General features: G+C 33.2%; 17 protein-coding genes and 1 pseudogene. 10 read left to right on the top strand and 8 right to left on the bottom strand.

The annotated features are described in order from the left end of the window. Positions 1-75: 75 nt before the first annotated feature. From IMCC3317_RS08050 to IMCC3317_RS08040, 3 genes are all read right to left on the bottom strand, one after another. Complete coding sequence (locus tag IMCC3317_RS08050; RefSeq protein WP_160129013.1) at positions 76-369, bottom strand: type II toxin-antitoxin system RelE/ParE family toxin; 294 nt, start codon at positions 367-369, stop codon at positions 76-78. Then, on the bottom strand, positions 360-587 hold the full coding sequence (locus IMCC3317_RS08045; RefSeq protein WP_160129012.1) for a hypothetical protein: 228 nt from the start codon (positions 585-587) through the stop codon (positions 360-362). Before IMCC3317_RS08045 ends, IMCC3317_RS08050 begins: the two co-directional genes overlap by 10 nt. A 111-nt stretch (positions 588-698) precedes the next feature. Further along, the gene (locus IMCC3317_RS08040) at positions 699-1,196 is read right to left on the bottom strand and encodes a metallophosphoesterase family protein (protein ID WP_160129011.1); all 498 of its coding nucleotides are present in this window, start codon (positions 1,194-1,196) and stop codon (positions 699-701) included. Between the two features lie 183 nt (positions 1,197-1,379). Here IMCC3317_RS08040 and truA point away from each other — a divergent pair, with 183 nt between their 5' ends. Both truA and IMCC3317_RS08030 read left to right on the top strand, forming a co-directional pair. Continuing rightward, on the top strand, positions 1,380-2,132 hold the full coding sequence (gene truA / locus IMCC3317_RS08035) for a tRNA pseudouridine(38-40) synthase TruA (RefSeq protein ID WP_160129010.1): 753 nt from the start codon (positions 1,380-1,382) through the stop codon (positions 2,130-2,132). Then, positions 2,125-3,891: an ABC transporter ATP-binding protein gene (locus IMCC3317_RS08030; RefSeq protein WP_160129009.1), complete on the top strand. Its 1,767-nt coding sequence runs from the start codon at positions 2,125-2,127 to the stop codon at positions 3,889-3,891. Before truA ends, IMCC3317_RS08030 begins: the two co-directional genes overlap by 8 nt. 17 nt (positions 3,892-3,908) lie before the next feature. Here the strand turns inward: IMCC3317_RS08030 and IMCC3317_RS08025 are convergent, their stop codons facing one another. Together IMCC3317_RS08025 and cdaA are read right to left on the bottom strand one after the other, a co-directional pair. Further along, positions 3,909-4,688 (bottom strand): DUF3667 domain-containing protein, encoded by a 780-nt coding sequence (locus tag IMCC3317_RS08025; protein ID WP_160129008.1) that lies wholly within the window; start codon positions 4,686-4,688, stop codon positions 3,909-3,911. Positions 4,689-4,763: 75 nt separating this feature from the next. Continuing rightward, on the bottom strand, positions 4,764-5,546 hold the full coding sequence (gene cdaA, locus IMCC3317_RS08020; RefSeq protein ID WP_160129007.1) for a diadenylate cyclase CdaA: 783 nt from the start codon (positions 5,544-5,546) through the stop codon (positions 4,764-4,766). A 363-nt stretch (positions 5,547-5,909) separates the two neighbouring features. Here cdaA and IMCC3317_RS08015 point away from each other — a divergent pair, with 363 nt between their 5' ends. Continuing rightward, a complete protein-coding gene (locus IMCC3317_RS08015; protein ID WP_160129006.1) occupies positions 5,910-6,065 on the top strand; it encodes a hypothetical protein in 156 nt (51 codons plus the stop codon). A 117-nt stretch (positions 6,066-6,182) separates the two neighbouring features. Here the strand turns inward: IMCC3317_RS08015 and IMCC3317_RS08010 are convergent. The 3 genes and pseudogenes from IMCC3317_RS08010 to folP all read right to left on the bottom strand — a co-directional run. Then, positions 6,183-6,347: pseudogene (locus tag IMCC3317_RS08010) on the bottom strand (dihydropteroate synthase); the annotation flags it as partial. A gap of 139 nt (positions 6,348-6,486) precedes the next feature. Continuing rightward, entirely contained in the window at positions 6,487-7,476 is a 990-nt protein-coding gene (locus IMCC3317_RS08005; RefSeq protein ID WP_160129005.1) for a LamG-like jellyroll fold domain-containing protein, read from the bottom strand. Between the two features lie 160 nt (positions 7,477-7,636). After that, the gene (gene folP, locus IMCC3317_RS08000) at positions 7,637-8,464 is read right to left on the bottom strand and encodes a dihydropteroate synthase (protein WP_228054996.1); all 828 of its coding nucleotides are present in this window, start codon (positions 8,462-8,464) and stop codon (positions 7,637-7,639) included. Positions 8,465-8,596: 132 nt separating this feature from the next. On the opposite strand from folP, the gene IMCC3317_RS07995 reads away from it, so the two are divergent. Genes IMCC3317_RS07995 through IMCC3317_RS07965 form a run of 7 tightly spaced genes read left to right on the top strand, consistent with a single transcriptional unit; the run spans position 8,597 to position 13,841 of the window. Then, on the top strand, positions 8,597-9,799 hold the full coding sequence (locus IMCC3317_RS07995) for a BT_3928 family protein (RefSeq protein ID WP_228054994.1): 1,203 nt from the start codon (positions 8,597-8,599) through the stop codon (positions 9,797-9,799). 10 nt (positions 9,800-9,809) lie between these two features. Beyond that, the gene (locus tag IMCC3317_RS07990) at positions 9,810-10,886 is read left to right on the top strand and encodes an ABC transporter permease (protein WP_160129004.1); all 1,077 of its coding nucleotides are present in this window, start codon (positions 9,810-9,812) and stop codon (positions 10,884-10,886) included. Beyond that, entirely contained in the window at positions 10,887-11,465 is a 579-nt protein-coding gene (locus tag IMCC3317_RS07985; protein WP_160129003.1) for a L,D-transpeptidase family protein, read from the top strand. Beyond that, on the top strand, positions 11,462-11,953 hold the full coding sequence (locus IMCC3317_RS07980) for a TlpA family protein disulfide reductase (protein ID WP_160129002.1): 492 nt from the start codon (positions 11,462-11,464) through the stop codon (positions 11,951-11,953). The genes IMCC3317_RS07985 and IMCC3317_RS07980 overlap by 4 nt, the downstream gene beginning before the upstream one ends. Positions 11,954-11,965: 12 nt before the next feature. Beyond that, entirely contained in the window at positions 11,966-12,715 is a 750-nt protein-coding gene (gene tpiA, locus IMCC3317_RS07975; protein WP_160129001.1) for a triose-phosphate isomerase, read from the top strand. Further along, positions 12,716-13,555 carry a 50S ribosomal protein L11 methyltransferase gene (prmA, locus tag IMCC3317_RS07970; RefSeq protein ID WP_160129000.1) on the top strand — a complete coding sequence of 280 codons (840 nt, stop codon included), beginning with the start codon at positions 12,716-12,718 and terminating at the stop codon, positions 13,553-13,555. Positions 13,556-13,565: 10 nt separating this feature from the next. Then, the gene (locus IMCC3317_RS07965; RefSeq protein ID WP_160128999.1) at positions 13,566-13,841 is read left to right on the top strand and encodes an ATP-dependent Clp protease adaptor ClpS; all 276 of its coding nucleotides are present in this window, start codon (positions 13,566-13,568) and stop codon (positions 13,839-13,841) included. The last annotated feature ends 126 nt before the right edge of the window (positions 13,842-13,967 follow it).

Raw genomic sequence — 13,967 nt, 5'->3', positions numbered from 1 at the left:
TTTGCGTTTTCAAAATTCGGTTGTTTAATCCTCAATATTTTTGACTTTTCTGAATTTAATTCAAATATCAATTCTCTATTCTACAGGTTTTTGTTTTGTTCCTCTGAAATTAATGATTTCGATCAATTGTTTCTTAGGTTTAATTCTATATATTATGTAATTATTCTTATCTACCAAACCTTTGTAAACATGCTGGAATTTTCCAGTTTGAGGACACATTTGAGGATATTTACGTATTCGATTTAAAAGATCATTTAAATTCTGTTCTAAATTTAGAATTTCCTGTAATGTCCATTCTTCCTCTAAATAATCTAATACCTTATTTAATCCATTTTCAGCTTGTGGCGTCCAAACAATTTTTAATGCCATTTATCAAAACGTTTCAGTACAGTTTCATTGACTATATAATTACCTTCATCTGCTTGTGTTAAACCTGTTTTGATTTCTTCTTGCTCCTTTTCAGACATTTCATTCCACCAATCAACATGTTCTTCTTCAAAAACAGATTTAAGTTTCTTTAAAAGGCTCTCTTTTTGCGTTTGCAGTAAAAGATGCATTAATTCTAGTTTTGTGGCTTCTATATTCATAATCCTAACTTATAGTAAACAAAGATAGTTTTTTATCTATAAACTTAATAACTAACTGAATTGTTAGGAATATTTTCTTTTTTTGATCTAAATTTTAAAACCCAAAACCCATTAATGCCGATTCGCCAATTCAATAATCTCCAACTCTTTAATTTTATCGCCATCAATCACAAAGCGCAACATCGTCCGCACTTTATGAAAACCGTGTTTTCCGCATGCGCCAGGATTCATGTGCAGTAAATCTAGTTTTTTATCAAACATGACTTTCAAAATATGTGAATGTCCGCAAATAAATAACTTTGGTGGATTTTGCCGAATTTCTTCGCGAATTCGCACATTATATCTATTCGGATAACCGCCAATATGTGTGATCCAAACATCAACACCTTCACAAATAAACCGATTATTTTCTGGGAATTCCATCCGCGCTTTATCGTTATCAATATTTCCATAAACACCGCGCAAAGGTTTCAATTTCTGAATTGCATCTGTCACAGACAAATCGCCAATATCGCCTGCATGCCAAACTTCATCGGCATTTTGTACGTGCTTCAAAATCTGATCGTCAATATAACTATGTGTATCTGAGAGTAATAAAATTTTCTTCATAAAATCGTTTTGATAAACCTGTGAACTATTTATAAGAAATTCACCTTTAAAATTCGGGACCAAACTTCAGTATATTTAAATCTCGATTATCGAGTAAAACTTTCTTAAATAATGCTGTATGCAAGTAAAATACTGAATTATAACTTATCTTTGTCAGTCTGAAACAAAAGTAGCAAAATTACCTTGAGATACTTCATTGAACTTTCTTATAATGGCGAAAAATATCACGGTTGGCAAAATCAGCCAAACGCTATTTCGGTACAAGAAGTTCTCGAAAAAGCATTAACTACGTTATTGCGATCAAAAATATCGGTTTTAGGCGCAGGACGAACAGATGCTGGCGTTCATGCAAAACAAATGTATGCGCATTTTGACACAGAATTACAATTTAATGCTTCAGAAATAACAGGAAAACTCAATTCGTTTTTGCCGAATGATATCGCTATTTGCGGAATTCACTCTGTAAAAGAAGACGCACATGCACGATTTCACGCAACTGGAAGAACGTACGAATATTGGATTGTCACCGAGAAAAACCCGTTTCACAATCAATCAGCACATTTAATCTATAAAAAACTAGATGTCAATTTGATGAATGCTGCGGCAAAAACACTCTTTGAATACGAAGATTTCAAGAGTTTCTCCAAAACGCATACAGATGTCAAAACATATATCTGTCAAATAGAAAAAGCAATTTGGGAACAACAAAATGAAGTATTAATATTCACAATTACAGCCGATCGTTTTCTCAGAAATATGGTCAGAGCCATCGTTGGAACATTGCTAGAAGTAGGATTGAAGAAAAAATCCATAGAAGAATTTAAACAAATAATAGAATCGAGAGATCGAAACAAGGCAGGAACTTCGGTGCCAGGAAAAGCGTTATATTTAACGGCTGTAACCTATCCTGCAGAAATATTTACAACACATGGCTAAAGTAACTGGAAAAGTATTCGATGTCAGTCTTTTTAAAAGATTACTGTTCTATACAAACCCGTACAAACTTACCTTATATTTTGTAGCAATTGCAGCAATATTATTGTCTGTATTTGCAATTGCACGCCCAATTTTACTAAAAATCACAGTAGACGATTACATCTTAACCAAAGACAAACACGGACTCTTAATTTACGTGTTATTCATGCTAGGATTTTTAATCTTAGAAGTAATATTTCAGTTTCTATTTGTATTCTATGCAAACTGGCTTGGGCAAAGTATTATCAAAGATATTAGACAAAAACTATTCAATCATATGCTAAATTTTAAAATGGCATATTATGATAAATCTTCAGTTGGACGTTTGGTTACTAGAGCTGTAAGTGACATTGAAACCATTGCAAGTATCTTCAGTCAAGGATTATTTGTTATCATTGCCGATTTACTAAAAATGCTCGTCGTAATGGGCGTTATGTTGTGGATGAGTTGGAAATTATCGTTAATTGTTTTTGCGATACTTCCGTTGATAATCTATGCGACGCGTGTATTCCAAAAAGCAATGAAATCTGCGTTTGAAGAAGTACGCGCGCAAATTTCAAATCTAAATTCCTTTGTGCAAGAACGTGTCACAGGAATGAAAATTGTACAATTATTCTCAAGAGAAGAAACCGAATATAAGAACTTCAAAAGTATCAACGAAAAGCACAAGCAAGGTTGGTTAAAAACGGTTTGGTATAATTCTATATTTTTCCCGATTCCAGAATTGGCAAATGCGGTAGCTGTTGGTTTGGTAGTTTGGTATGGCGGATTAATGGCTGCGACAAGTGACACTGTAGATGTTGGAGAAATTTTAGCATTCATTATGATGATTGGAATGTTATTCAGACCATTACGTCAAATTGCAGACAAATTCAACACCTTGCAAATGGGAATGGTTGCTGCAGGACGCGTATTTTCAATTCTGGATACAGAAAGTAAGATTGAAGACGATGGAAAATTATCGTCCATCGATATCAAAGGGAATATAACATTTAAAGATGTGCATTTCTCGTATGTGGAAGATGAAGAAGTATTGCACGGAATTTCTTTTGAAGTAAAACAAGGTCAAACTGTGGCAATTGTTGGCGCAACTGGCGCAGGGAAATCTACGATTATAAACTTATTAAATCGTTTCTACGAAATTGACTCAGGGACAATTTATATTGATGATATTAATATTGAAGAAGTAAAACTAGCGGCATTGCGTGCTAAAATAGCAGTCGTATTACAAGATGTATTTATGTTTGCTGATACAATTCTCAACAATATAACACTAGAAAATCCTGCGATTACGCGTGAAACTGTCATAAAAGCAGCAAAGCAAATTGGTGTGCATGACTTCATCATGAGTTTGCCAAATAATTACGATTACAACGTAAAAGAACGTGGCGGAATGCTTTCTTCGGGACAACGACAATTAATTTCGTTTTTACGTGCATACGTGACAAATCCTAGAATTTTAATTTTGGATGAAGCAACTTCTTCGGTAGATTCGTATTCGGAACAACTCATTCAAAACGCAACAGATACCATTACAAAAGGGCGAACTTCTATTGTCATTGCACACAGATTGGCAACCATCAAAAAAGCAGATACAATTATCGTAATGGACGCAGGAAACATTGTAGAGCAAGGTTCGCATACCGAATTACTTCAAATAGAAAAAGGATATTACAGAAATCTGTACGAAGTACAATTCATTCAGCAGGAAACGGCTTAACTTTTTTTCAGCTAGATTCAACCATATACTTTAGATAAAAAGCCAATTAGTATAGCTACAATAAAAAATAAAATTAGAAACACGAGTCCAATACAAAAAAATCTAATCATCTTAAATACTAACTGCTTTCCAGTAAGTTTATACATTCTAACAAACAGATAGAAAAAATAAAACACAAAGCTTACTAAAAACAAAAAACCTATCATTGTTTGCGCTTCTACAGATAAAAACAACAATGGAATTGATACTGTATAAACGACGAGTTGATACTGAGAAACAGCATACAGATTAATAATTATATGCTCGGTGAAGTTGTGTTTTTTATAATTCCAAAACGTAATTTTTGTAACTAGCGCAATAATTGGTATCGCGGCAAACGCAAATAAATTAAAGTATTCCAAGAAAAAGTTAAAACCATTCATGCTATTGGCAGAAGCAGTATCATCTAAATTAAAGCTCATAAATGAATTCTCATAGAAAGCAATTGTCTCTTCCAATAAAAATGATTTATACAAGAAATTGTACAATCCAGTAATTGCTAAACTCACTAAAAAGAAATTAAAAGGATTCAAATATTTCTTCCGCGTTCCATTTATAAAACCGTCAATCACAACTTCGGGTTGTGTAAACATATGTCGCACGGTTTTTAGCAAGGTATTATCGTAATTCAAAAAACGCTCCGAAAACTCACTGCTCAAATTTCTTAATGTCAATCGTTTATGAATGACTTTTGCACCACAATTTGCACAGAATTTAGTAGAAGTTTCTAGTTTATATTCACAGTTTTTGCATTGCATATAATTAGTATTTACGAGGAATCTGTTTTAGGTTCTATAAGCTTCGATTATATAAAAATGCGATCTAAAATATACTTAATTCAAATCATTTTTAAGCATATCTTGAAGTATGGTAAGATCTTCATACAAGACAAATTCGCCATCGCGGATATAAGAAATCTGTCCAGTTTCTTCTGAAACAACTAAGACCAAAGCATCTGTCTTTTCGGTAATTCCTACGGCAGCTCTGTGACGCAAACCAAAACGTTGCGGAATGGTAGTTTCTTTAGAAACAGGCAAAATAACGCGTGTGGCAGTCACCCGATTTCCTTCAATAATAATAGCACCATCGTGTAGCGGACTATTTTTAAAAAAGATACTTTCTAAGGTCGGAATATTCACATCCATTCCCATAGTATCGCCAGAATCTTTTACAAAATCTAAGGAATTATTGCGTTCAATCACAATAATAGCGCCCGTTTTTGTCGTTGCCATTTTTGCGCAAGCTTCCACAATTGATTCAATATCAGTTTCTGTATTGGCATCTTGTTTCAAAAATCGAAAGTGCTTTACAAAACTACGCTTCGTAGCAAAATTGGTAGAACCAACCATTAGCAAAAACTTTCTAATTTCTTGTTGAAAAACAATAAACAACGCAATAATTCCAACATTAATAAATCCGCCAAAAATATTACTCAACACTTTCATTTCTAGTGCTTCTGTAGCTTTCCAAGCAATAAAAATAATAACGATTCCAATAAAAATATTAATCGCGGCTGTTCCTTTTACAAGCTTATATACATAATATAAAAGCACTGCAACGAGAATGATTTCGATGAAGTCTAATAATCCGAAATTTAAAAAGCCAATGAAATCCAAGATGAGTTTTGCTATACGGTTGGAGTAAAAATAACAAATTATACCAAATGAATTTTAAAATGATTGATAAAAATTGAATTATATTTTTTTTATGTGAGATAGAAAACCCAAGCATAGCCTTAGCTACGATTCTGTTTTATATTGAAACAGAAAGGAAATAGAAACGATTTTAAACTGTTATTTTAAAGTTTATTAGGTATAGTATACAAGGTTAAAGTAAAAGCCGTTTTTTTTTAACAGAAACTCTAAGTAGGTTTTATATTAAAATTACAAAGCAATGTAAAATTTCTATGGTAAAACCGTAATAGGTTGATTATTAGATTGATTACTTTACATGAGTATTAACCTAAAAATAATTTAATCATGTTAGCAAAAATTTTAAACTTACAAGGAGTAGCAGAAATCAAAAAAAGTCAACAACATAAAATCAACGGCGGACGCGCAAAATGTTTTAACGGCGGCACTTGTACAAGTTGTGGACATCATTGTGCAGAAGCAGAATGCTGTTATTGTCTGTAATTCTATAAAAAGTAATAAAACATATTTAAAAAAGTTGCTTGAAAATCATTTTAGGTAACTTTTTTTATTAAACGAAGAACAAAGAACAAAGAACAAAGAACGAATAACAAAAAACTCTCAACAACCAATCATTCCTACCAACTTCACACATTCCATCGCTTCTTTCACATCATGAACACGCAAAATAGAGACACCATTTTGCAACGCAATTGTATGCAACACAGAAGTTCCATTTAGTGCTTCTTTTGCCGAAGTTTTCAACACGTTATAAATCATGGGCTTTCATGAAACGTCAGCTAATAAAGGGAAGTTTAATATCTAAAATTCATTTTTCAGGCAGCTTTTCTATAATTATTAAACCTAATTAGGAATCAATGTTTCCGTTTGTATATTTTTAAAAAGGGGCTATTTTTCTGAGTTTTTAGTTGATAGGATATTGTTCATATAAATAATTTACTTCGCAAGATGTTAAGACACGATTGTAAATTCTAACTTCATCTATTTTGCCATAAAAATTCTCTGAGGTACTAGCAAATTGAGGACTCAAATTCCCAATAGTCATATATCCTCCAGTCCATAATGGTTCGATATCAACATAGTCTGGAGAAATTTTGACCAACTCTCCATTCAGATAAATTCTCCAATTTGTGCCATCCCAAGTAGAAAGTACATGCGTCCAAACATTCAAGTCTAGCGCATAATCATCAAACCATGCTCTATAATAAATAGCTCCATTAAGATATGCAAATTGCGCATCTACGCCTATATTTGTAAGTTGTAAATTGAAATCCCTATTCGGAGTTACCTTAGAAATTATACTATTATGAAGGCTTAAAAAATCTGGATTTACCCAAGCGGAAAGCGTAAAAGTGGCTAAGTCATCAAATGCATCTACATTTTCTATGCTTATGTAATTGCCCTGAGAAAAATGATAAGCATTATTTTCCGCTCCTGAACCGTCACTAGTTAAAGTAGCTCCAAATACAGTACCATCATTGTTATTGCCACTTTCATCCAGCGAATTTCCTGAAAATGGGTAATAGCCTAATAATCCAGAAGAAATATCACTTACTTCAGTTGAAACATTTATTGTAACTAAGAAAGTTTCCAGTGGTGCACCATTGGAATCTAAGGTAGAAAATGTATAATTATAAGTTCCTTCTAAGTCACTAATTGAGACATTTAATGTTGTTGACACCGAAACTTCTCCCGTAACTGGATCAATATTAAAAGTATTTTCATCATCTCCTAATTCTAAAGAAAAAGTAATAGGAGTGCTAATATTAGAAGTAATAGTTCCTACAACCATGCCAGTAGCTAATTCGTCACAACCAATAATATCAAACTCTATATTAGAAGGAATAATACCTACATCTTCATCACTATTACAACTATAGAGAATAACGAACAAACAAATTAATAATAATTTAAAAGGCTTCATTTTTATGGTATTAAATAAAATACTTTTACCGAGAATCAGTAAAAAATATTACTAAATTAAGATACTAAATATAAGCAACTTATATTAAAAATCACAAAGAAATCAGTACCAAACTTTTAAGATGTCCAAGTTAATCAGAAATCATTCCTACCAACTTCACACATTCCATCGCCTCTTTCACATCATGAACACGCAAAATAGAGGCACCATTTTGCAATGCAATTGTATGCAACACAGAAGTTCCATTCAATGCTTCTTGCGCCGAAGTTTCCAACACGTTATAAATCATGGACTTTCTGGAAACACCTGCCAATATTGGATAATCGAGAATTTTGAACAATTCCAATTGCTTTAAAATCGTATAATTATGTGCAATCGTTTTTCCAAATCCAAAACCTGGATCCACAATAATATCATTAATTTTGTGTGATTTCGCTTTCGCGATTTTACTCGAAAAATACTCTAAAATTTCTTTCACAATACTTTCATAACTAGGATTTTGCTGCATCGTTTTCGGCGTTCCTTGCATATGCATCATCATATATGGAACGCCAAGTTTACCAACTGTTTCCATCATTTTAGCGTCTAAATTTCCAGCAGAAATATCATTCACAAGTGCTGCACCAATTTTTATCGCTTCTTTCGCAACTTCACTCCGGAAAGTATCAACCGAAATTAAAATCTCAGGAAACTGCTTTACTAATAATTCTACAATCGGAAGCAAGCGTTGTTTCTCTTCAATTTCGGAAACATGCGGCGCATTTGGTCGCGAACTATACGCGCCAATATCTATAAAAGTTGCGCCAGCGAGTAGCATCTTTTCTACTTGCGTTACAATGGCGATTTCATCTTTATATTTTCCGCCATCAAAAAAAGAATCAGGCGTTACATTCAAAATCCCCATTACTTTTGGCGAATCCAACGAAATCAATTGACCTTTACAGTTTATAAATTGCATATATAAATGGTATTATATCCGTTTCTTTTTATAAATTGGTAATTTTGGACGAAATTTACATAAAATCTAACGCATTACGTAAAATTGAAAAGTGATTTTACGACAACAGTAACACAAAAAACGAAATAAGCAATGGAAATTATAGCTAGAATTGGAGTGATAATATTAAAAATATTGAATTTTTTTAGTCCAGTGTACCGCTATTTACAAAAGAAATTCGATTCTACATCCGGAAGAATTCTAACGATATTTTCGCAACTTTTCGTTGGAGGATTATTTATCTTTTCAGGATTTATCAAATTAAATGATCCTGTTGGTTTTTCGTTTAAATTGACAGATTATTTCGCAGAAGATGTACTAAATCTTGAATTTTTATCGCCATACGCACTTTGGATTGCCGTATTTGTCGTAATTCTAGAAGTAATTCTTGGCGTAATGATTCTCTTAAGTCTATACAAAAAGCCTGTTTTGTGGTGTTTACTTGGGTTAATTATCTTCTTCACATTCCTAACGTTTTACTCCGCATATTTCAACAAAGTAACCGATTGCGGTTGTTTTGGAGATTTCTGGAAACTCACGCCTTGGGAAAGTTTCAAGAAAGATATTTTATTACTATTCTTTATCATCATTTTATTTTTAGGTGTGGATAATATCAAATCTATATTTTCTAAAAAAATAAACATCGGAATTACAATTGTAAGCTTACTAGCGTGTATTTTCTTTGGAAGACACGTATTAAATCATTTGCCAACATTCGATTTCAGACCTTATAAAATTGGCGCAAATATTACAGACGGAATGTCGGTTCCGCCAGATGCGCCCAGACCCGTTTTTGAATACATTTGGACATTTGATGTAAACGGAAAAATGCAAGAAATAACCACGCAAAGTACAGAATATCCAGTTGTAGAAGGCGGAACATACGTAAGCGTAAAAAGTGAAATATTAGAAGAAGGATACGAACCACCAATTCACGATTTCTCTATAGAAAGTATGGAAGATGGCGATGTAACCGAAATGATGTTAGAAGAAGAAAAACTCATCGTAGTTGTGATGTATAATTTGGATAAATCGGAAGATGCTGGACTTTTAAAAGTGAAAGCGTTTACAGATAAAGCACTTGAAAAAGGATACAAAGTAATTGGAGTATCATCTTCAGATCCGCAAGATATGAAAGACTTAGGAGACATAATGCACTATAATTTTGACTTCTATTTAACGGATGAAACGGCTTTAAAAACCATCATCCGATCAAATCCTGGAATCTTAAAACTAGAAAAAGGAACAATTATCGACAAAGCGCATTACAATGATTTTGACAATATAAAACTATAGAAAATTCTCTTTGGGAAAATACATTATATATAAAATTGGCTATGCATTTCTAACACTTTTCGGAGTTGTTACGGTGATCTTTTTCTTGTTTAATATTTTACCTGGCGATCCTGCAAAAATGATGCTTGGGCAAAATCAAACGGAAGAACAAGTGGCAATCGTAAAAAAGAAATATGGTTTTGATAAACCGCTGTTAACGCAGTATGCATACTATTTAAACGATTTATTTCCACTCTCATTTCATTCTACAACGGAAGAAGATTACACCTATTTATCCAAAAATAAATACAGCGCCACCAAACTATTTACGATAGGAAACACAACAACAGTTTTAAAATTTCCGTACTTGCGTGAATCGTTTCAGAAATCTGGAAAAAGTGTTTCGCAAGTCATCAAGGAAACCTTGCCAAACACAATTGTTTTAGCAGTTGCGGCAATAAGTATTGCGATGTTACTCGGAATCATTTTCGGAATCATTTCGGCGTTATATAAAGACACATTTATCGACAAAACAATTCAAATCATAAGTACATTAGGAATGAGCGTTCCGTCGTTTTTTAGTGCAATATTATTTGCATGGATTTTTGGATTTCTATTGCATGAATTCACAAACTTAAACATGACAGGAAGTTTATATGAAGTTGATGATTTTGGTGAATCAGTCAGCATTCGCTGGAAAAATCTCATCTTGCCAGCCATTGTTTTAGGGATTCGTCCGTTGGCAGTTGTCATACAACTCATGCGAAATTCGCTGTTGGAAGTCTTCAATCAAGATTATATTCGAACGGCAAGAGCTAAAGGATTAAGCGAGTTTCAGGTCGTAAAAAAACATGCGGTAAAAAACGCGTTAAATCCTGTAATTACTGCAATTTCAGGTTGGTTTGCTTCCATGTTAGCTGGAGCTGTTTTTGTGGAATATATTTTTGGTTGGAATGGACTCGGAAAAGAAATTGTTGATGCATTAAACAGTCAGGATTTGCCAATAATAATGGGTTCTGTATTGATAATTGCGAGCATGTTTATCGTTATAAATATTCTAGTTGACATCATTTATGGTTGGCTCGATCCTAAAATTAGATTACAATAAATGAAGAATACACAATTATATTTCGTCTATGTTCTGATATGTTGTTTGATGATTTCTTGCAATACTAAATCATCCAATAAAAACAAAAAAACTTCGGAAACTCCAGAAGCAACGCTGAAACAATTGCTGCCAAAGGAAACTAAAATTCGTGTTTTAATAGATAAAAGCGACTATACACTTTCAGTATTTACATCAGATACGTTGGTAAAACAATACGACGTAGTTTTTGGCGGAAATCCTATTGATGATAAACACAAAGAAGGCGATAAGTGTACGCCAGAAGGTGTTTTTGGTGTCCGAGACAAATATCCGCATCGCAATTGGTCAAAATTTATTTGGATTGATTATCCGAATGAAACATCTTGGAAAAAATTTAAATCGCGAAAAGCAAAAGGAGTCATAAAAGACGGCGAAACTATTGGCGGCGAAGTTGGAATTCACGGCGTTCCTGACGGAATGGACAACATGATTGATGCGAAACGAAATTGGACATTGGGTTGCATTTCGATGAAGAATAAAGACGTCAACGAAATCTATCCGTATATTACAAAACAGACACAAATTACGATTCAAAAATGAAATATATTATAAGCATACTTTTTATCACAGTCTTTTCAATAAGTTGCCAAAAGGAAATCTTAAAAGAATTTCCAAAAGAAGCATTGCAAGACACGATGCGTACTATTGATGGAAAAAAGATAAAGGTTGAAGAAATTTTAGCCAAACATAAAGGAGAAACCATTTTCATTGACATTTGGGCTTCTTGGTGTGGCGATTGTCTGAAAGGAATTCCAAGCGTAAAAGAAATTCAAAAAAATAATCCGCAATTCACATACCTATTTTTATCTTTGGATCGAAAAGAATCAAGCTGGAAAGTAGGAATCGAAAAGCACAACTTAATTGGAGAACATTATTTTCTACCGAAAGGTTTTAAAAGTGCGTTTGCAAAAGCCATTGATGTCGATTGGATTCCTAGATACATGATTATCAATCCTGACGGAAGTATCAAACTATACGAAGCCGTAAAAACAACTGATGAAGCATTGCGAGAAGCAATTAAACAATAAAAAAGTAAAAAAATGAGACGTAAAATAGTTGCAGGAAACTGGAAAATGAACAATGATCTTTCGGAAACGGAAGCTTTATTAAATGATTTAATAGCACAAGTATCAAATACACATGTTAGTGTCATGGTTGCGCCAGCATATGTAAACCTTTTTCAAGCGTTTACAGTATTAAAAGGACACGATATTGAAGTTGTTGCACAAAATATGCATCAAGAAGCAAATGGTGCGTATACAGGCGAAATTTCAGCGCAAATGTTGAAAAGTGTTGGAGTTAAAACGGTTATTCTTGGGCACAGCGAACGCAGAGCATATTTTGGCGAAACAGACGAATTGTTAGCCAAAAAAGTAAATACTGCCTTAGCAAATGATATGGAAATTGTATTTTGTTTTGGAGAAGAATTGGAAGATCGTAAAGCAGGAAATCATTTTTCTTTGGTTAAAAGTCAATTAAGCAACGCATTATTTCATCTGAATACAGAAGACTGGAAAGGTATTGTATTAGCGTATGAGCCAGTTTGGGCAATAGGAACTGGAGAAACAGCTTCGCCAGAACAAGCGCAAGAAATGCACGCTTTTATTCGAAAAACGGTTTCAGAAAAATTTGGAAGTGAAGTAGGAAATGAAGTTTCTATCTTATATGGAGGAAGCGTAAAACCTGCAAATGCAGCCGAAATATTTGCAAAAGAAGATGTTGACGGAGGATTAATTGGTGGCGCGGCTTTAAAAGCGGCAGATTTTGTAGCTATCATAAACGCATTATAAATGTCTACAACATATATAGGATACATATTTAAAGTAACTCCTGTGCAAACTGGAACTGAAATTTTAATTGCACAATTGGGTTTTGCTGGCTTTGAAAGTTTTGTGGAAAATGAAAAAGGTGTCAATGCGTACATTCAAAAAGGAGATTGGCATGAAAACATTTTAGAAGACATTCAAATACTAAGCAGTGACGAGTTTCAAATTAGTTATGAAGAAGAAGTCATAGAGCAAGTGAATTGGAATGAAGAATGGGAAAAAAACTTTCAACCTATTGAAGTTGATGGAAAATGTGCTGTTCGCGCGCCATTTCATGAAAAAACAAATGCCCAATATGATATTGTTATAGAACCAAAAATGAGCTTTGGAACTGGACATCATGAAACAACACATATGATGTTGCAACATATTTTGCACACAGATGTTACAGATAAAAAAGTGTTGGATATGGGTTGCGGAACTGGCGTTTTGGCAATTATGGCTGAAATGAAAGGCGCAAAACCACTAGACGCAATTGATATTGACAATTGGTGTTACTTAAATTCATTAGAAAATGTTGAACGCAACAATTGCAAACACATTTCTGTATATGAAGGCGATGTTTCGCTATTAGAAGGTAAAAAGTACGATATCATTATAGCAAACATTAATAGAAACATACTCTTAGAAGACATTCATCAATACGCAACATGTTTAAATTCTGATGGAATATTGTTTCTAAGCGGATTTTACACGGAAGATATTCCGATCATAACGGATGAATGTGCTAAAAACAAGTTAAAATTCGAGCGTAAGCTTGAAAAAAACAATTGGGTTGCGTTAAAATTTGTAATTTTGCCTTAAAATATTGACGATGAGTACACAAGAAAAAGTTGAGGAACAAGTAGAAACCTTAGAAGATGTACAAAAAAACAATGAAATTGTATTGTATAATGATGAGGTAAACACGTTTGATCATGTTATTGAAACATTAATTTTTGCATGTGATCATAGTGCTGAACAAGCCGAACAATGTTCCATAATTGTTCATTACAAAGGAAAATGTACGGTTAAAACTGGACAATATGAAGAATTAAAACCAAGATGCAGTAAATTGTTAGAAGCTGGACTTTCGGCAGAAATTATTTAGTAACTAGAAGATTTTAAATATATTAGCATACATAAGCGCTCCACAAGAGCGCTTATTTTTTTGTCAAATATTTAACAATATGCATATAAAGTGTTAATTTTTTAAGTATTCTCAGTTTTTTTAACA

It is taken from the genome of Kordia antarctica (genome assembly GCF_009901525.1).
GTDB lineage: Bacteria > Bacteroidota > Bacteroidia > Flavobacteriales > Flavobacteriaceae > Kordia > Kordia antarctica.
This window is presented reverse-complemented; position numbering and strand designations above follow the sequence as displayed.